Below are 18,832 nucleotides of genomic sequence, written 5' to 3'. Positions count from 1 at the left end.
TTCACCTATATAATATATTTTTTTATGTTGTCTTGATTAATTGATTGCATTAAAGTAATTTCTTTAGTTATCAATCCCTTTTTATAAAGATCCAATAATGAATTATCCATAGTCTGCATATTAAATTTAGCCCCTGTTTGTATAGCCGTATCTATTTGATGAATTTTTTCCTCTCTAATTAGGTTTCTTATTGCCGTTGTTGCTACCATGATTTCAAATGCTGCAATCCTTCCAGAGTCATCTGCCTTTGGTAATAATTGTTGTGAAATAATAGCTTGAATTACAGATGAAAACTGTATTCTTACTTGTTGTTGCTGATGTGGAGGAAATACATCTATAACTCTATCTATAGTTTTTGCAGCACCTATTGTATGAAGTGTAGAAAGGACTAAATGTCCTGTTTCTGCCGCAGTAAGAGCTATTGATATTGTCTCTAAATCTCTCATCTCTCCAACTAATATAACATCTGGATCTTGTCTTAGGGCTGCTCTTAAACTGTTTGCAAAGGACATAGAGTCTGAGCCTATTTCTCTTTGATTTACTATACTCTGATTATGTTTATGCAGATATTCTATAGGGTCTTCAAGAGTAAGTATATGACATCTTCTCTCATTATTTATTTGATTTATCATAGAAGCTAAAGTAGTTGATTTTCCACTTCCAGTGGGCCCTGTAACCAAAATAAGCCCTCGAGGAAGTCTAGACAAATCCTTAACTACTTTAGGAAGTCCTAAATCATCTATTGTTGGTACTTCTAGAGGAATTATTCTTAAAGCCATACCATAAGATCCTCTTTGTTTATATGCATTTACTCTATATCTGCCTATACCTGGACTAGAGAAAGAAGTATCCACTTCTCCCTTTTCCTCAAGTTCTTTTATCAAATTTTCATTTAATGTTTCATACACTAATACCTTTGTATCCTCAGGTTTTAATCTTTCCTCCTCAAGAATAACTAGCTGACCATTGATTCTTAAAACAGGAGGAATTCCAACTGTTATATGAATATCTGATGCCTTTCTTGATGTATCCAAATTTACTAATTCTATTATGTTCATTTAACTCCCCCTATCCTAATGTAAATCCTACCCTTAATACTTCTTCATAGGAAGTATCTCCAATAATTGCTAAAGTCGCTGCTGATTGTAGTAAAGTAGTCATGCCATCTTTTATAGCTTGCTTCCTTAACTCATCTATATTAGTTCCTTGATCTATGAGTTGTCTAATGTTTTCATTAATTGGCATAAGTTCATGTACCGCTCTTCTTCCTCTATACCCATTATTACAAGAACTACATCCTCCAGCCTTATATAAGATTAACTTTTCCTTTTCATCTATACCTAAAATTTTCTTCTCTAAATACCCTGCTTCATACTTTATTTTACACTTTGGACAAAGAAGTTTTATCAATCTTTGTGACACTACTCCTATAATAGCCGATGATACTAAATAAGGCTCAATTCCCATATCTATAAGTCTAGCTACAGTAGAGGGACTATCATTAGTGTGTAAGGTAGATAATACAAGATGTCCTGTAATAGCTGCTCTAACTGCTATTTCAGCAGTTTCACCATCTCTTATTTCTCCAACCATGACTATATCAGGGTCTTGTCTAAGTACAGATCTAAGTCCAGAGGCAAATGTAAGACCCGCTTTTGTATTTACTTGAACTTGATTAATTCCGTTTAATTTATATTCCACTGGATCTTCTATTGTAATTATATTTTTTTCTATTTGATTTAACTCTTGAAGTATGGTATATAGAGTAGTTGTCTTTCCACTACCAGTAGGTCCTGTAACTAAAAGCATCCCATAAGGTTGACTTAATATTTTATCAAATGTTTCTAAACCCTTCTTATTAAACCCTAATGCTTCTTTAGTAAATATAAAGCTTGATCTATCTAATAATCTTATTACGGTCTTTTCTCCATATACTGTGGGTAAAGTGGATATTCTCATATCTATTTCCTTATCATCGACCTTTATCTCAACCCTACCATCCTGGGGCACTCTCTTTTCTGCTATATTCATTTTTCCAATAATCTTAATCCTAGTAGTTATAGGAGAAAGAGTGTTTTTTGATAATATCATAATTTGCCTTAAATCTCCATCTATACGAAATCTTACCCTTATATCTTCTGAATAAGGCTCTATATGTATATCTGAAGCCCTTTCTCTAACTGCTTGTTCAATTATAGAGTTTAATAACTTGACTACAGGAGCAGTAGTTACTTGTAATAATTCATCTTCTTCCATTTCTTCATTATTTGTAGGTAAAAAACTATCCTCAAATTCTTCCAATACCTTTTTAGTGGTTTCCTTACTATAAAATTTATCGATATTTCTAATGATTTTATCTCTTACAGATATAACTGGTTGGATTTCACATTTCACAAAAAGCTTTATATCATCCAAAGCAAAAATATTTAGGGGATCAACCATGGCTACCAATAATAGTTTTTCCCTTTTATCTATGGCTATAAGTTCATATCTTCTTGCTATACTTTCTGGAATAATTGTTGCTACATTTAGATTTATTTCGTATTTATCTAAATCTACATAAGGTATTCCAAGCTGAAATTCTAACACCTCTATTATATCTTCTTCTTTCACAAAGTTTTCACATACAAACACTTCTCCCAGTTTTTTACCGGATTTTTTTTGTATATTAAGAGCATCTTTTAATTGTTCTTCATTAATTTTTCCAGCATATAGTAATAGTTCACCCAGTTTCAATCTTTTTTTCTCCATTTGCTCACCTTTAAATTTATTATTCTTTCTCAAATACTTATTCTATATAACTAGGTAAAATTCCTTCTATTTTTTTAAATATTTCTATATTTATTTTTCCATCTAAATTACCCCAAATATTTTGACTCAAAATTGCCTGATTTAAAAGCATAGATAATCCATTTAACGTTCTAAATCCTTTAAATTTAGCTTCTCTTATCAATCTAGTTTCACATGGTTTATATATTATATCATAAACAATAGTACTTGAAGAAAATCCATTTAATTCTAATGGTACCATATTTTCTAAAGGATACATCCCTAAAGATGTGGTATTAATAATAATATCTATCTTTTTTTTATTTAAGTTATTAAGATCTAAATTAACTATATTTATTAATATTTCATTATTTAATTTACTTACACTTTTTCCTAACTGGATACTGTTTTCTAATGTTCTATTAGCTATATTTATACTCTTTACACCTTTTATTGCCATAGAAGAAGCTATTGCATAAGCAGCTCCTCCTGCACCAATAATGAGAATGTTTTTATTCTTTATATCTATATTGTTATCATAAAAAGTTTGTAAAAAGCCATCTGCATCTGTATTATATCCAATAAATTTTCCATTGTAATTTTTTACAGTATTTACTGCACCTATAACGCTAGCCTCTTTACTGATATCATCTAAATATTTAATTATAATTTTTTTATATGGGATAGTAACATTAAATCCTTCTACCCCCATAGCCTTAAATCCATCTATAGTAGATTTTATCTCATTTTCTTCTATATTAAATGCCAAATATATACTGTTTTGATTTAAAAGTTTAAAAATATTATTATGTATTATTGGTGATAAAGATTTATTTATTGGTTGTCCTATTAAACAATAAAGTTTTGTATCCCATTTTATTTCCATTATTATCCTCCTTTGGTTAAACTTTATTATATCATAAAACCTAAGAACCTAATATTATGATTATCTGTAATTAAAATTTTAAAATAAAAAATAAATATGGTTAGATTATACAAATTACATAAAAACTAGCTTAAATAAAAAAACTATTCTGTGTAAAACTATTTGTAGGAGGTGGATAATTTGAAAAAAAATAAAATTATGACTTTAGGATTATCTATAGCTTTAATAATTGCAATGGCAGGTTGTACTCCAAAAGGTACAAATATGAGAAATATGTCTACCCAAACTAGGTTATATGACAATAATGTTAATAATCGTTGGATGACTAATGCACCTTTTAATGCCAGAGACAGACTAAATACAAATCTTAATAATGGCATGGTTAGAAATAACAGCTATCTAAATGACGGTGTTTTAAGAGATAATAATTATCTCAATAATAATGTAGTTAGAGATAACACTTTAACAAATGATAATATAATGAGAAACAGAACTAATTTAGATAGTGGTATGATAACTAACGATATTAGTCAACTATCAACAAGAGCAGATGCTATAGCAAGACGTGTTACTGCATTACCTGAAGTAACTGGTGCTTCCGTAATAGTACATGGAAATACAGCTATTGTTGGATGTGATGTACGTGGAAATACAAATAATGCAATAAGCTCTAATCTTAAGCAAAAGGTAGAAGCTGCTGTAAAAACTGCAGATAGAAATATAAAGAAGGTATCTGTAACCTCGGACCCTAGTCTTTATAGTAGAATAAGAACTATGAGTACTAGTATAGGAAATGGTCATCCTATATCTAATTTTACTAGAGATATAGAAGATATCCTTAGAAGAATAACATCCCCTATTAGATAGATTTTACAATAAATTAATCCAGGGTTACCTGGATTAATTTATTTACCTGATAAAGCTTTATTTAGTTTACCAAGAGCTCTTGTTTCAATTCTTGATACATAAGATCTAGATATACCAAGCATAGATGCAATTTCTCTTTGAGTTTTACAACTACCGTCTATTAAACCATATCTTAATTCAATAATTGCTTTTTCTCGGTCTTTTAATACTTGGTTTATCGCTGTATATAATTTTTTTATTTGTAATTTTAAATCTACTTCATCAATTATCTCATCTACATCTGAACCTAAAATATCTAATAGGTTTATTTCATTGCCTTCCTTGTCTGTCCCAATAGGTTCGTGTAAAGATAATTCTATTTTTGTTTTCTTTGTTGATCTTATAGTCATAAGGATTTCATTTTCTATGCATCTCGCAGCATATGTAGCTAACCTTGTTCCTTTACTTGGATTAAATGTAGCAATTGCTTTAATCAAACCTATTGTACCAATAGAAATCAAATCTTCTGTATCTTTTCCTGTATTACTATACTTTTTCACTATATGTGCTACTAATCTTAAATTTCTTTCTATTAATACATTCCTAGCATTTTCATCTCCTTGGGAATAAAGCTTTAAATATCTTTCTTCTTCTTCTCTAGAAAGAGGTTTTGGAAATGAATTTGAGTTTATCATATATCCACAAAGTATTATAAATGGTTTTAATATTACACTAAATATTAGTAAAATTATATTTTTCATCTAATACACCTCCCCATACATATATAATATATGTGGTGATGCATTAATCCTTGCAAGTCCTATTTAAGTTTCCTACAAATTCTTTCAAACACAGGTGCCGCAGATGTAGAACCTGAATTAGCTTCCTCAACTAATACAGTAATTACATATTTAGGATTATCCCTAGGATAATATCCTGCAAACCAACCATATATTGTAGGTTTACCTTTTAGTAAACCCTCTGCTGAACCTGTCTTTCCTGCTGCAGCTCCTATATCATCTAATCTTACTGATTTTCTTGCTGTTCCAGAGCGTACTACTTCTTCCAATAATTCTTTAACTATTTTAGATGAACTTTCAGATATTATTCTCTTATTATCTATTTTTTTATATTCCTTTATAACTTTACCATCCTTTGTCGTTATTCCTTGAACTATACTCATATCTTTTTGAATTCCATCATTTACAATAGTTAAAATCATATTAGTAATCTGTAATGGAGTAGCTTCTATTTTTCCTTGACCTATTGAAATATTACCTATAGCTGGTCCTAAAAGTTCCGCACCTTCTGGTAAATTCCCCCCCACTTCTTCAAGAAGTCCAATGTTTATTTTTTCACCAAATCCTAGTTTTTTAGCCATTTCGATAATCTTTTTTGCTCCTACTTCTTTTCCAATTTGTATGAATACAGAATTACAAGACTTAGCAAATCCATTTTTTAATGATATATTCCCATGCACACTATTACAATTTATATTTACATTATTTATTTTTTCATAACCTTTACAATAAAAATCATCATATATGATGTCTAGATTTTCTTCCAATGCAGTCAACAGCACTACTATTTTAAAAATAGACCCTGGAGGATAAGAAACTTGAATAGCCTTATTGTATAAAGCCATATCTTCCCTATTAAAATAATTCTCCATATGCTCTTGATTAAAATTAGGTCTACTAGCCAAAGCTAATATTTCTGCTGTATCTACATCTGCTACTATTACAGAGCCCTTAGTTTGATTTTCATCTAAAATTTCTTCCACTGCACTTTGAATATTATAATCAATAGTCAACTTCACTCCTGCTGGTTCTTCTGAGGTTACAGAATTATCTGCATAATAAGAGCTCCCTAATACTAAGGATCTATCTTTATCATACTCTATGAACAAGGATGATTTATCTGATTTATTTAAAAACTCATCATATACTTTTTCTATTCCAGCTTCTCCTCTATTTTCCGCCTTATTAATATATCCAATAACATGAGAAAGTATATTATTATTAGAATATCTTTTTAATATATCTACAATAAAAATATTATTAATATCTTTAAGTGGAATTTCTTTCTTTAAAGGAATTTGAACTAATTTATTATTTCTATGCAATATATTATTTATTTCCTTAGTAGATAAACTGCTGCACTCTTTTATTTTATTTAATATTTCTTCATTATTAATTATAGTTTCTCTTGGAGCTATTAAAATCTTTTTTATTTCTCTATTAGTTAAGGAATTTAAATTTCTATCAAATATTGTCCCTCTTTTTGATTTTAATTCAATCTCTGCACTTCTTTGCTTTAAGCATTGTAATTTAAGATCCTTATTATCATAAATTTGAATATAATATAATCTCCCTAATAAACCTGAAAAAAACAAAATACAAAAAAAATAATAAAACTTCATTCTTGAATTAATAGTATTTCTTCTATATCTAGACATAAAAAAACCTCCCTAAATAGTGTTTCCACTTTTAAGGAGATTAAACTCAATTATTCAATATAGAATTTATCTTTGCAACTATTATATCTATAGCTACTTTATTATAACCACCTTCTGGTATTATTATATCTGCATACCTTTTAGTAGGTTCAATAAATTGTAAATGAGCTGGTCTTACAGTTTCCATATATTGTAGTATTACAGAATCAAGAGTTCGTCCTCTATCCTTAATATCTCTAAGAATTCTCCTAATAACTCTAACATCTGAGTCAGTATCTACAAACACTTTAATATCTAATAAATTTCTTATTTCCTCTTCAAATAATATTAAAATACCTTCTAATATTATTATATCTTTAGGCTCTACACTTATAGTTTCTTTTTTTCTAGTATGATTTTCAAAATCATATATAGGCTTTTCGATAGCCTTATTATCCATTAAGTCCCTTAGATGTTTTACAAGCAATTCATTATCAAAAGCTAAAGGATGATCATAATTAGTCTTTACTCTTTCCTCAAAAGTTAAATTACTTTGATCTTTATAATAAGAATCCTGTTCAATCACTGTAATTTTCTTCTCATGGATTGATTTAAAAATTTCTTTAGAAACTGTGGATTTTCCTGAGCCTGTCCCACCTGTTATTCCAATAAGTAGTGGTCTTTTCATTTATTATTCCTCCCTCTCTTTTCTAATCATATCCATACTACTTACTGGTTTCTCCATAAGCATCTTAATTATTTGCTGAGGATGTGGTGCAACATCTATCTCATTCCCTTCCTCATCCCACATCTTCTGAATTATTTGAGTAATAAAATCTTTATTAGATCCAAATATTTCAATTTTTTCACCTGTAAAGATTCTATTTCTCTGCTCCACTGTTGCAATCTTAGTTTCTTCATCATAATCCAATATAAGACCAACGAAATCATATCCCCTAACATAAGAAGATGTAGTATATACTTGGGCTTCATTAGTTGGTTTACCAAAGTAAAACCCAGTTGTAAAATCTCTATGACTTGCCTTTTTAATTTCTTTAAGCCATTTTTCATTAAATCTATAATTATCTGGATCATTATAATATTCATCAATTGCCATTCTATAAGCTCTAATAACTGTAGCTACATAATAGGAACTCTTAACTCTTCCTTCTATTTTAAAACTCTTTATTCCAGCATTTATTAGTTCAGGAATATACTCTATCATACAAAGATCTTTAGAATTCATTATAAATGTTCCTTCTTCATCTTCAAATACTGGAAAATATTCACCTGGTCTTTTTTCTTCCACAAGATTATATTTATACCTACATGGATGAGCACAATCTCCTCTATTGGCATCTCTGCCAGTCATATAGTTACTTATTAGACATCTGCCAGAATAGGACATACACATTGCTCCATGAACAAAGGTTTCTATTTCTAAATCCTTAGGTAGTTTTTTATACATATTTTCTATTTCTTTAAATGATAACTCACGAGCCAATACTATTCGCCTAACACCTAGATTATACCAAAACATCATAGTTTCATAATTTGTCACGGATGCTTGAGTGCTTAAATGTATTGGAAGATTTGGTACAGTTCTTTTAATTACTGAAAACATTCCTGGATCAGATACTATAACTGCATCAGTATTTGCTTCATAAAGCTTAGTTATATATTCTTCTAATCCTTCCATATCCTCATCATGAGGCACTATATTTAAAGTAATATATACTTTTTTTCCTCTCTCATGGGCAAATTTTATTCCCTCTTCTATTTCTTCAATGGAAAAGTTCTTTGATGCCTTTCTAAGACCAAAACTATCTCCTCCTAGATAAACAGCATCTGCTCCATATCTTATGGCCATCTTTAACTTCTCCAAATCTCCAGCTGGTGCTAATAATTCGATTTTATCCAAGATATTACTCCTCTCTATATGTTATTGCTACTCCATCACCTATTGGTATAATACTAGAAGTATAACATTCTATTTCATTAATATATTGTAAAAATTGTCGTAGTCTCTTCACTATAGTTTTTTTTCTTCTAATTACTAAAGCATCTGTGGCAACCATACCTTTATAAAGTACATTATCCGATACGATAACTCCTCCAGGTTCTAAATATTTAATACATTTATTAAAAAAATCAATATACTGACCTTTGGCAGCATCTAGAAATATAAAATCATATTTTCCATCTAAAGTAAGAAGGACTTCTTCAGCATCTCCTTCTAAAATTTTAATTCTACTTTTGTATATTGTATTAGAAATATTTTCCTCTGCTAACTTAATCATATCATTACGGCGTTCTATAGTAGTTATATTACAATGTTCTCCTGTATACTCAGCCATCAAAATAGCTGAATAACCTATAGCAGTACCTACTTCTAAAATATTTTTTGGTTTCTTTAGTTTTAATAAAACTTTCAAAAACTGTGCTACTTCAGGCTGTACAATAGGAACATGATTTTCCTCTGCATATTTTTCCATAATCTTTAAATGAAGATTATTATCAGGTAATAACCCCCTTATATAATCTTCAATATATTCTTCGTTTATCTGATTCAAATTTATCATCCCTTTTATTTCTTTGGTTTTGCATTTAAATGTTCTTGATAAGTTTTACTAAATGTATGGGTACCATCACCCGTTAATACAAAAAACAAATAATCTGTATCAGCAGGATTTACTGCTGCTATTAATGAGGCCTCTCCAGGAGAAGATATTGGTGCTGGAGGAAGTCCTTCATGAATATACGTATTATATGGAGATTCTATACTAGTATCTTCATTTGTTAACCTTTCTTTTCTTTCTCCTAATACATATTGTACAGTTGCACAAGATTGAAGCATCATACCTTTTTTTATCCTATTGTGAAATACCCCAGACATTAATGGCCTCTCCTCATCTACTTTTCCTTCTCTCTCTACTATAGATGCTAAAGTAACCGCCTCATTTAATGTTAAATTAAGTTCTTTAAGTTTTGGTTCCACATCTTTCTCATATACTTTTTGAAATTCCTTTAACATCTTACTTATAATCTCCTCTTCTGTTGCATCTACAAATATTTCATAGGTTGATGGAAATAAAAAACCTTCAAGACTTTGTTTTTCATTTAATTCTTTTAAAAAAGGATACTCATTCTCAAAATTTACTTTATCACTTACTAATTTAAGAAATCTCTCCTTATCCACAATACCTTCCTTTGATAATTTTTCAGCCATTTGTCTAAGCTCATAGCCTTCTGGTATAGTAAACCTTACAGTATTTTGACTCTTTCCACCTTTAATAACACTATCTATTATATTATCAAGAGTCATTCCATTAGATAAAATATATTCTCCTGCCTTTAACTTGTTTCCTACACCCTTAGATCTTACCTGATATTTAAATATAAGTGGACTTCTAATTAATCCTTCTTTATATAGTATTTCGGCTATTTTAGTAGTTGAACTGGATTCAGGAATAATAACCTTTATATCTGAAGGGTTGTCAATATTCATAGCTCCCAAACTTTCTTTATAATATCTTTGAGCAAAAAATATTCCTGACAAAACAATTAACAATATCATTAATAACGAAAAACCCTTTGACTTATTTTTCCTTTTTTTATTCCTAACTTTAGTCTTTTCCATTTCTCTAACAACTCCCTTTATAATACAATAAATAGTTGACAATTAAAATCCAGTAAAATTTAATACTCCTTTTGAAATATTTACTGTTCACTATCAATTGTTTTTAATATTCTTTTAAATTTGTAGCCTTATCATAAACAGATAAAATTATGCTTCCAAATATAATAAGTGATAATAACTCTCCTCCGCCTATTCCAAGTACTGTAATAAGATACGGAACCTTTGTAAAATATGATACCCAAATAGATACTATTAATCCATTTAATACTACTGGTGGAACCATTCCTAATATCTTATTCTTCATTTTAGAAGTCATGTATGCTGCAACAAGAGTTACCAATGAACCACCTAATATATCTACTAATCCAAAGCCAGAAAAATAGGATAATAATAAATTAGATAATAAACATCCAACAAAAATACCAGGAACTGCTGCTGATTCTACTAAGGGAAGTAGAGCCAACCCCTCTGCTATTCTAAGTTGTATTGGTCCAAAAGTTAAATTAATAAATGGAACTGGTAACATTTGTATTAATACTAAGACTATATATATTGCGGCAATCAAACTAGCTTTCGTTAAGTATTTTGTATTCATACTTTCCCTCCCTCGATAGTACATAAATAACTAATATTTTTAACTTTTATAGTTTCAAAATAATCGGTAATATTATAGGTACTGCAGCAGTACAAATTACTCCCGTAATAAATGCAATTATTGTAGTTTGAGGATCAGTAGCCCTAGATATTACTGGAAGTGAAGTATCCATAGCAGTTGCTCCAGCAGTAGATACAGATTCTAATTTCCCTACATATCTGGCAATTAAAGGTATAGTTATTAAAGCTATTATTTCCCTAAACACATTGGATAAAAAAGCTAAAGCACTAAGTTCTACATATCCATCAGCTAAAAGCATCGTAGAACTTAGTGTATACCATCCTAAACCTGCACCTACTGCACCAGCCTCATTTATTGGCATTTTAATTAAAAAGCCAGCCAATATACTTCCTACTACACTACCAATTATTATTGCTATTGGTACTAATAATATCCTTAGCCCCATCTTTTTTATTTTTCCAAATACATCTTTTTGTTTTCCAATATCCATGCCTACAAAAAACAATAATATCATAAGTCCAATATCTATAATAATACCCATACTTGATGAAATAGTAGATGGTAAGAAAAAATATCCTACACCTATACCCAATAAAACAGAAATAAATATTCTAAGACTCAATATCTTCACCCTCCAATACTATAGTTTTCTTAATAAATCCTACAAATATAATACTGAATAAAACAGTGAAAACAGATATAATTCCTGCCTTAAATCCTATTGAAATTAAATTAGATATAACTCCATCATTTATTCCAATTGTAATTCCCATTATAAATAGTAAAAAAAGAAGACATAAATTTTGAATTTTGTTTAAATTAGCTTGCAATCTTTCACTAACTTTATCATTATATCCAATTATTCCTCCTAATGCTAGTATTCCCAAATACAAAGTCAATCTTAACCCCATATAATATCCCCCTTTTTAATATAGCTAATAATGAAAATTTAAGTTCTTAATTATATATTTTAGCTATAAAAATGAAAATCTTATGTATTAAAAGAACTTTATTAACCTTAATTATTATACCAAAATCCCTGGTATAAATCTATACCAGGGATTATATTAAACTTCCATTATTATTGGTAATATCATTGGATTTCTCTTTATTTTTCCATATAAATGATTTCTTAAGGTATCTCTAATGCTAGATTTTAACGTTGCCCAATCTGTTATATTCTTTTGTTCACAATCATCAAGTACAGCTTTTACTACATTTCTAGCTTCTTCCATAAGATCTTCAGATTCCCTTACATATACAAATCCTCTAGAGATAATATCAGGTCCAGCTAATACTACTCCTTCTTTCTTGCTTATAGTCACTACTATTACAATTAAACCATCTTCTGATAAATGCTTTCTATCTCTAAGAACAATATTTCCAACATCTCCAACTCCCAGTCCATCAACTAAAATATTTCCTGCTGGCACAAATCCATTTAATTCTGCAGAATCTTTGGTAAATTCTATAACTCTCCCATTTTCTAAAATAAATATATTTTCCCTAGACAGTCCTAAAGATTCTGCTATCTCTGCATGTTTCTTTAAATGCCTATATTCACCATGTACAGGTATAAAATATTTTGGTTTAACTAAAGTGTGTATCAACTTTAATTCTTCTTGACAAGCATGACCTGAAACATGCACGTCCGCTAGAGCTTCAAATATAACCTTAGTTCCACTCTCTACTAGGTTGTTTATTACCTTTGAAACAGTCTTTTCATTGCCTGGAATAGGTGTAGCAGATATTATAACTAAATCTTCAGGTTGAATTTCTATTTTTTTATGCTCTCCCGCTGCAATTCTAGACAATGCAGACATAGGCTCTCCTTGGCTCCCTGTTGTAATTATAGTTATTTCATTACTTGAATATTTATTCATATCATTAATATCTATTAAAGTCCCTTCTTGTATATGCAAATAACCTAATTCAAGAGCCACACTAATAGTATTAGTCATAGATCTACCTGACAAAACTACTTTTCTATTATTTTGCTCTGACGCATTTATTATTTGTTGAATTCTATGAACATTAGAGGCAAAAGTTGCAACTATTATTCTATGCTTATGTCTCGCAAAAATATCCCTAAAAGTATTACCTACAGTTCTCTCACTCATAGTATATCCTGGTCTTTCTGCATTTGTACTATCAGCTAAAAGAGCTAACACCCCTTTATTTCCTAACTCTGCAAAACGATTTAAATCTATAACGTCCCCATCTATTGGCGTATAGTCAATCTTAAAATCTCCTGTATGAACTATTGTTCCAACTGGACTATGAATAGCTAATGCTGCACTATCAGGTATACTATGACCGGTCTTAATGAACTCAATATCAAGATTTCCTAGTTTTATTGTATCTCCATGTTTTACAATATTTAATTTTACACTTTCTAATTTATGCTCTTTTAGTTTATTCTCTACTAAACCTAAAGTTAATTTAGTACCATAAATAGGCAAATTTAATTTTGCTAATACATATGGAAGAGCACCGATATGGTCTTCATGCCCGTGAGTTAATACTATACCTCTTATTTTATCTCTGTTTTTTAATAAGTAGGTCACATCTGGAATAACTACATCAATTCCTAGCATTTCGTCCTCAGGAAAAGTCATTCCACAATCTATCAATATAATATCTTCTTTATACTCAAAAACTGTGATGTTTTTTCCTACTTCCCCTAATCCTCCCAAGGGAATAATTTTAATTTTATTTGGTTTTCGCACTGAATCACTCCTCTTCTTATTTTATTTTTTCCATTTTCTAAGTTTATAATCTACTAAAAATAAATATTCGCCCAAAAAATAAATCCCCATGGGGATTTATTTTTTACACTCACTACAATATCCATAGAATTTAACATTATGATCAACTATAGTAAATTGTCCTTCACTTTCAATTTCTTCTTCTAGAGCCTCTAATAAATCAAGTTTCACCTCTGTAACCTTTCCACAATTTAAACAAACCAAATGATGATGATGATGATTTTCCGAATCCGTACTTAACTCATATCTACTGCATCCATCATCGAAGTTTAATTTGTAGACTATATTAAGCTTTTCAAATAACTGTAAAGTCCTATATACAGTAGCAATACCTAAGTCTGGGTATTTTTTCTTTACAATATTGTATATCTCATCACAGCTTAGATGCTCTTCATAATTATCTACTATAGTATTTAATATAGCTCTTCTTTGAGTTGTAAGTTTATATCCTTCTTTTTGAAGTTTCCCTTTTATTATATTAATATCCATTTTTTCACCCGATTATAATACTAGATTAACCATACTACTATTTTCCATCTTTGTCAACTATTGAAGATTTTCTTTTTGCATTTCTTCATAAGCATCTATTGCCTCTTGTAATTCTTCATCATCATCAATACCCACTAAAAGTAACTCCCCCATATCATCTCTATCCATCCTTAGAATATAGGTAGGTCCCTCTATATCATTTGATGGCATTAAAGCCGCATAATCTTCATCATCTAACCCAAAAGTAGCTAGAATTACAAATTCCTGTTCCTGCCCTAATTCATCAAGTAAAATTATCTTTTCGTTCATCATATTATCTCCCCTTTCTATCTAAATATGTTTGTAAGATAAATGTAGCTGCAACTTTATCTATTACAGTTTTCCTTTTATCTCTTCTAACATCTCCAGATATAAGCATTTTTTCAGCAGCTTGAGTCGTTAATCTTTCATCTTCATATATAATTTCTAATTTATATTTATTTTTAAGTTTTTCTGCAAATTTAATAGTCTTCTCTCCTTGAGGTCCTAAAGTTCCATTCATATTTTTAGGAAGTCCAACTACAACTTTTTTTATATTATATTCATTTATAAGAATTTCCAAAGCCTTATAATCTTTATCCTTGCTTTCTCTCCTTATGGTCGTTATCCCTTGAGCTGTTATCTGCAACAAATCAGATACAGCAACTCCTATGGTTTTATCTCCTACATCTAACCCCATTATTCTTTCCATTATTCACTCCTATATTAAATTACTTTTATACAAAACTCAGGACAAACCTTAGCACAATATCCACATAAAATACATCTTTCATTTGGAGTAGCAACTCCATTCACTAATTCTATTCCATTCTGTTTACACCTTCTAACACAACTACCACAGCCTATGCAATAATCCGCAACTATTAACTTTCTTTTTTTAGTTCTTAATTTATCCTTCAAATCATCAGGTATAAAACCATTGTTAAGTAAATTAATATTAGCGTCTACTTCCTCCTTTGATTGCATTCCAATGGCAATAGAATGAATAAAAGGAATGTCCCTTACAAAGTTAAATGCAGATTCTACCTCCTTTATTAAATGTCCTCCTCCTAAAGGTTTCATAGCATAAATACCTTTTCCCATTCTATATATTTCCTCAATAATTTTTAACATGTCTTCTATATTCCCATCTTGTATACCAATGCCGTGTTTATTTATTATTGGGTGAATTATCTCTATTTCTTTTACTTCTTTAGCTGCTAATGCACCTGCAATTCTATGTGTGGATATCCCAATAGCTCGAACTTTACCCTCTTGTTTTGCCTTTAAAAAATATTCTATTGCTTCAAAATGTCCTCTTACTGTATGAATACTCTCTTGCTCATGTAATAAAAAAATATCTATATAATCAGTATCTAATTCTTTCAATGCCAATTCCAAACTATTTCTTGCCATTTCTTCCGTATACGCATAGGTCTTTGTAGCTATATGGTAATCTTCTCTTTTGATACCCCTTAACGCCTCTCTTATATAATTATAATTTTCATAAATTTCTGCCGTATCAATGAAGTTTATCCCTTTATCATATGCATACTCTATAAGACGTCCTCCTTCTTTAACAGTTAATCCTGCTTGAAAAGGAGTCATAGTAAGAGAACCAAAACAAAGTTTAGATACCTCAATACTTGTGTTTCCTAACTTAATCCTGTCCAATTATTTCACTTCCTAAATTAACGTATTCAAGATATCATATTACATTATTTATCTATAAATAATGGTTTTACTTATATACCTTTAATTCAACTACTTTTATATACCGTCTATATCCCCCATTAAAATTCCTAGTGGAATAAATAAATATATTAACATTAAAGCTGAAGCTATTGTACCTGTATCATTAAATAAAAATATAACTATTGCACCTAATAAAATCACAGTAAATCCTTTAAATAAGCTGGGATAGATTTCCTTGATCTTCATTAAAGGTTTACTTTTATATTTATATAATAGAACTGCTAAAATAACTTCTGAAAATAATATAATATTCCACGAAGCATTAGTTAGATTCCAAATTACTTGTTTCAGCTTTGAACCAATTATCTCAAAAAATTTACTTAGTCCACCTAACCTTAAGGACTCCAAAGCCTTTCCTGCATGGGTAGGATTTGGATTAAACAAACTATCTAATGCAGTTAGTATAATAACTCCTACAATAACTCCAATAAATATAAAAATTATATTTTTAAAAGAAAGTTTTTTATCGAAGATTGTTAATAGGATTAATAAGGTAATTAACATAGCAGAAAGTGTTCCACCCATATTAGCACCAAAGAAAGGACTAAGTCCTAAAATTATAAAGAACATATAAAAAATTGTAGATATGGCCATATTAATATTTTTAATTTTATATAAATGAAATAATGAAAAAATGCCTAACAAAGTAGAACCTATTAATATCCCCATATAATCATTACCTATACCATAAAATCTACCACCCGCAATAGCATCTGATCCTAAAGGAGAAATAATCATTAATTTGTTCACAAAAAAAATATCTATCAATAGAAACATACTCGTTGCCAATCCCAAAACTGCTATACTTATTAAACTTCGACTAAAAATTTTATTTAAAATATAAGATATAAGAAACGCTCCCATAAGAACATAAAAAATATCAAAAATTATAGATTTATATCCAAATAAAGAGACTGTCATCATAGTTAATGGTATTGCTATTACTGTAAGACTTAAATAATTGAGAACTTTATTATGCAGCCCTTTCCATTTTGTAAACCTAGGCAAATACAATGCAACTAAACTTATACCAACTAAAATAATAAAAGACCAATGAAAAGTACTTCTATACTTCCTCAAATATAAACTTTGTATTTGATTTTTAAACAAAACTTCTATAGGATTTTCATTGATTATTCTTTGCATTGGTTCTCCAATAAAACTCGTAGTTTTAGCAATTCCAAAAAAATCTAGAATAGTAGGTCCAAAATCAAAATTAGTAACTAAACCTTCTCTACGAGTTGTATTTGAAGTTAGTAATCCTTTTTCCGTGTTATTATCAGAAATAATTATAGGAGTTAAAGCAAAGTTACCTTGACTAACCATTTTCTTTGAAGGATTAGGAGTTATAATCATGAATAAAGTTTTTTCTAATTCCACTTTTTTCATAACTTGACCAAGGAATAAATCTGCTCTCTCAATAGCATTAACCTTTTGCTCTTCCATAACAGAATCCGTAGTCAGTTGATTAGTTTTCTGTATCCTTACAGTATCTCCATAATCTATAAATAATATATTAACATCTGGTAAAATACGATCTACTTCCTCTAAGAGCTTTTGTTGATTTAACTTGATACCCCCTAGAACATCAGAATCAACAGTTAATAAGTCAGCCCCAATAGAGCCAAAAGGAATTATACCATTTTCATCCATAGCTAACATTGTAAACTCCCTAGCAGGTTTATTTAAATCGCTATTTCCTATAGCACCAATTACAAGTCCATTTTCCTTCGCTACTTTACCTAAAAGTCCAATCTGATTATTAGGAGTCACATTTAAAGCAGTTCTTTCTATATCTCCTATAGCAATATTTATTATCTCACCATTAGGAGGAGTTTTACCTGTATATAATTTATAAAGCTCACTGGCTGCAACATAATCTGGTACTGAGTTATAGTCCGAGATGGGATACATTTCGTTCCTTTCAAAAGCTAATCCACCTCGGATTGAAGCCAAAGTTCTTACACCCATACCTAAACTAAGATAAGTACTTCCACTATTGGATAAACTCGACTTTGCACGTGTATTCATTAGCCCTATAAATCCATTTTCCAACAAGAGGTCAATATTTGGAGTATCACTATTTAATATTTCTTCCAAACTAATTTCATCCAGTATTAATATAACAGCCTTTTTATCTTCAATGTTATCACAATAAGCCATGGATTTTGAAATAGGCATAGTTAAAATTAAACAAATAGTCAAAATCAAACTCAATTTATATTTCAATATATGACTGCTTTCCTGCAATCCAAAGTTCCTCCTACTTAACCACCATATAAACTTCCTTACTTTCAAACAATTTCACTCCTAAACTATCTTTTATTCATTAGATAATATTTCAATAATTCTTCTAATAGCTCATCTCTTTCTATACGGCATATAGTTGATCTTGCATTATTGTGGCTAGTAATATATGTTGGATCACCAGATAGTATATATCCTATTATTTGATTTACTGGATCATAGCCTCTCTCTTTCAAAGAATAGAATACTGACAATATTATTTCCTCTACAGAATCAATCTTTTCAATTGGGGGTTCAAATTTCATAGTTTCATTAAATTTATTATTCACAGAAACACCTCCTAATATACTGCTATTATACC

General features: G+C 29.6%; 20 protein-coding genes. 1 reads left to right on the top strand and 19 read right to left on the bottom strand.

What is annotated here, in order from left to right; all coding sequences use genetic code 11:
- Positions 1-5: 5 nt before the first annotated feature.
- From BUB33_RS01155 to aroE, 3 genes are read right to left on the bottom strand one after another with little or no spacing between them, the layout of a single operon-like run.
- A complete protein-coding gene (locus BUB33_RS01155) occupies positions 6-1,058 on the bottom strand; it encodes a type IV pilus twitching motility protein PilT (RefSeq protein ID WP_072971952.1) in 1,053 nt (350 codons plus the stop codon).
- A 10-nt stretch (positions 1,059-1,068) separates the two neighbouring features.
- Positions 1,069-2,751, bottom strand: coding sequence for a GspE/PulE family protein (locus BUB33_RS01150; RefSeq protein ID WP_072971949.1), 1,683 nt, complete (start codon positions 2,749-2,751; stop codon positions 1,069-1,071).
- Between the two features lie 37 nt (positions 2,752-2,788).
- Positions 2,789-3,655, bottom strand: a complete 867-nt coding sequence (gene aroE / locus BUB33_RS01145) for a shikimate dehydrogenase (RefSeq protein ID WP_072971947.1) — start codon at positions 3,653-3,655, stop codon at positions 2,789-2,791.
- 180 nt (positions 3,656-3,835) lie between these two features.
- Here aroE and BUB33_RS01140 point away from each other — a divergent pair, with 180 nt between their 5' ends.
- Positions 3,836-4,522, top strand: coding sequence for a YhcN/YlaJ family sporulation lipoprotein (locus BUB33_RS01140; protein WP_072971945.1), 687 nt, complete (start codon positions 3,836-3,838; stop codon positions 4,520-4,522).
- A 38-nt stretch (positions 4,523-4,560) separates the two neighbouring features.
- Here the strand turns inward: BUB33_RS01140 and sigK are convergent, their stop codons facing one another.
- The 16 genes from sigK to BUB33_RS01060 all read right to left on the bottom strand — a co-directional run bounded on the left by sigK (position 4,561) and on the right by BUB33_RS01060 (position 18,776).
- Positions 4,561-5,262, bottom strand: a complete 702-nt coding sequence (gene sigK / locus BUB33_RS01135) for an RNA polymerase sporulation sigma factor SigK (protein ID WP_072971943.1) — start codon at positions 5,260-5,262, stop codon at positions 4,561-4,563.
- A gap of 59 nt (positions 5,263-5,321) precedes the next feature.
- Complete coding sequence (locus BUB33_RS01130) at positions 5,322-6,959, bottom strand: peptidoglycan D,D-transpeptidase FtsI family protein (RefSeq protein WP_072971941.1); 1,638 nt, start codon at positions 6,957-6,959, stop codon at positions 5,322-5,324.
- A 46-nt stretch (positions 6,960-7,005) separates the two neighbouring features.
- A complete protein-coding gene (gene udk / locus BUB33_RS01125; RefSeq protein WP_072971939.1) occupies positions 7,006-7,626 on the bottom strand; it encodes a uridine kinase in 621 nt (206 codons plus the stop codon).
- Between the two features lie 3 nt (positions 7,627-7,629).
- Positions 7,630-8,859 carry a peptidase U32 family protein gene (locus tag BUB33_RS01120; protein ID WP_072971937.1) on the bottom strand — a complete coding sequence of 410 codons (1,230 nt, stop codon included), beginning with the start codon at positions 8,857-8,859 and terminating at the stop codon, positions 7,630-7,632.
- 4 nt (positions 8,860-8,863) lie between these two features.
- Positions 8,864-9,520 carry an O-methyltransferase gene (locus BUB33_RS01115; RefSeq protein ID WP_234949959.1) on the bottom strand — a complete coding sequence of 219 codons (657 nt, stop codon included), beginning with the start codon at positions 9,518-9,520 and terminating at the stop codon, positions 8,864-8,866.
- Positions 9,521-9,525: 5 nt separating this feature from the next.
- The gene (gene mltG, locus BUB33_RS01110; RefSeq protein WP_072972869.1) at positions 9,526-10,578 is read right to left on the bottom strand and encodes an endolytic transglycosylase MltG; all 1,053 of its coding nucleotides are present in this window, start codon (positions 10,576-10,578) and stop codon (positions 9,526-9,528) included.
- A 103-nt stretch (positions 10,579-10,681) separates the two neighbouring features.
- Complete coding sequence (locus BUB33_RS01105) at positions 10,682-11,173, bottom strand: QueT transporter family protein (protein ID WP_084725026.1); 492 nt, start codon at positions 11,171-11,173, stop codon at positions 10,682-10,684.
- A 46-nt stretch (positions 11,174-11,219) separates the two neighbouring features.
- The gene (locus tag BUB33_RS01100) at positions 11,220-11,816 is read right to left on the bottom strand and encodes a LysO family transporter (RefSeq protein ID WP_072971928.1); all 597 of its coding nucleotides are present in this window, start codon (positions 11,814-11,816) and stop codon (positions 11,220-11,222) included.
- On the bottom strand, positions 11,806-12,105 hold the full coding sequence (locus tag BUB33_RS01095; RefSeq protein WP_072971925.1) for a LysO family transporter: 300 nt from the start codon (positions 12,103-12,105) through the stop codon (positions 11,806-11,808). Before BUB33_RS01095 ends, BUB33_RS01100 begins: the two co-directional genes overlap by 11 nt.
- A gap of 156 nt (positions 12,106-12,261) precedes the next feature.
- On the bottom strand, positions 12,262-13,923 hold the full coding sequence (locus tag BUB33_RS01090) for a ribonuclease J (RefSeq protein WP_072971923.1): 1,662 nt from the start codon (positions 13,921-13,923) through the stop codon (positions 12,262-12,264).
- A 96-nt stretch (positions 13,924-14,019) separates the two neighbouring features.
- Positions 14,020-14,451 (bottom strand): Fur family transcriptional regulator, encoded by a 432-nt coding sequence (locus BUB33_RS01085; protein ID WP_072971920.1) that lies wholly within the window; start codon positions 14,449-14,451, stop codon positions 14,020-14,022.
- 57 nt (positions 14,452-14,508) lie between these two features.
- Positions 14,509-14,760, bottom strand: a complete 252-nt coding sequence (locus tag BUB33_RS01080; RefSeq protein ID WP_115322221.1) for a DUF1292 domain-containing protein — start codon at positions 14,758-14,760, stop codon at positions 14,509-14,511.
- Between the two features lie 4 nt (positions 14,761-14,764).
- Positions 14,765-15,181: a Holliday junction resolvase RuvX gene (gene ruvX / locus BUB33_RS01075; protein WP_072971913.1), complete on the bottom strand. Its 417-nt coding sequence runs from the start codon at positions 15,179-15,181 to the stop codon at positions 14,765-14,767.
- A gap of 14 nt (positions 15,182-15,195) precedes the next feature.
- Positions 15,196-16,143: an aldo/keto reductase gene (locus BUB33_RS01070; protein WP_072971910.1), complete on the bottom strand. Its 948-nt coding sequence runs from the start codon at positions 16,141-16,143 to the stop codon at positions 15,196-15,198.
- A gap of 96 nt (positions 16,144-16,239) precedes the next feature.
- Positions 16,240-18,522 carry an alkaline phosphatase family protein gene (locus BUB33_RS01065; protein ID WP_143154877.1) on the bottom strand — a complete coding sequence of 761 codons (2,283 nt, stop codon included), beginning with the start codon at positions 18,520-18,522 and terminating at the stop codon, positions 16,240-16,242.
- A gap of 17 nt (positions 18,523-18,539) precedes the next feature.
- Positions 18,540-18,776 (bottom strand): IreB family regulatory phosphoprotein, encoded by a 237-nt coding sequence (locus BUB33_RS01060; protein WP_115322220.1) that lies wholly within the window; start codon positions 18,774-18,776, stop codon positions 18,540-18,542.
- Positions 18,777-18,832 lie beyond the last annotated feature (56 nt).

It is taken from the genome of Tissierella praeacuta DSM 18095 (genome assembly GCF_900128955.1).
Taxonomy (GTDB): Bacteria; Bacillota; Clostridia; order Tissierellales; family Tissierellaceae; genus Tissierella; species Tissierella praeacuta.
Note: the sequence above shows the minus strand (reverse complement) of the source record. Positions and strands in the feature narration are given on the sequence as shown.

Bases quoted from the DNA above. Each gene is read 5' to 3' on its own strand.
- BUB33_RS01155 (WP_072971952.1), bottom strand. From the start codon at position 1,058: ATGAACATAATAGAATTAGTAAATTTGGATACATCAAGAAAGGCATCA.
- BUB33_RS01150 (WP_072971949.1), bottom strand. From the start codon at position 2,751: ATGGAGAAAAAAAGATTGAAACTGGGTGAACTATTACTATATGCTGGA.
- aroE (WP_072971947.1), bottom strand. From the start codon at position 3,655: ATGGAAATAAAATGGGATACAAAACTTTATTGTTTAATAGGACAACCA.
- sigK (WP_072971943.1), bottom strand. From the start codon at position 5,262: ATGAAAAATATAATTTTACTAATATTTAGTGTAATATTAAAACCATTT.
- BUB33_RS01130 (WP_072971941.1), bottom strand. From the start codon at position 6,959: ATGTCTAGATATAGAAGAAATACTATTAATTCAAGAATGAAGTTTTAT.
- udk (WP_072971939.1), bottom strand. From the start codon at position 7,626: ATGAAAAGACCACTACTTATTGGAATAACAGGTGGGACAGGCTCAGGA.
- BUB33_RS01115 (WP_234949959.1), bottom strand. From the start codon at position 9,520: ATGATAAATTTGAATCAGATAAACGAAGAATATATTGAAGATTATATA.
- mltG (WP_072972869.1), bottom strand. From the start codon at position 10,578: ATGGAAAAGACTAAAGTTAGGAATAAAAAAAGGAAAAATAAGTCAAAG.
- BUB33_RS01105 (WP_084725026.1), bottom strand. From the start codon at position 11,173: ATGAATACAAAATACTTAACGAAAGCTAGTTTGATTGCCGCAATATAT.
- BUB33_RS01095 (WP_072971925.1), bottom strand. From the start codon at position 12,105: ATGGGGTTAAGATTGACTTTGTATTTGGGAATACTAGCATTAGGAGGA.
- BUB33_RS01085 (WP_072971920.1), bottom strand. From the start codon at position 14,451: ATGGATATTAATATAATAAAAGGGAAACTTCAAAAAGAAGGATATAAA.
- BUB33_RS01080 (WP_115322221.1), bottom strand. From the start codon at position 14,760: ATGAACGAAAAGATAATTTTACTTGATGAATTAGGGCAGGAACAGGAA.
- ruvX (WP_072971913.1), bottom strand. From the start codon at position 15,181: ATGGAAAGAATAATGGGGTTAGATGTAGGAGATAAAACCATAGGAGTT.
- BUB33_RS01060 (WP_115322220.1), bottom strand. From the start codon at position 18,776: ATGAAATTTGAACCCCCAATTGAAAAGATTGATTCTGTAGAGGAAATA.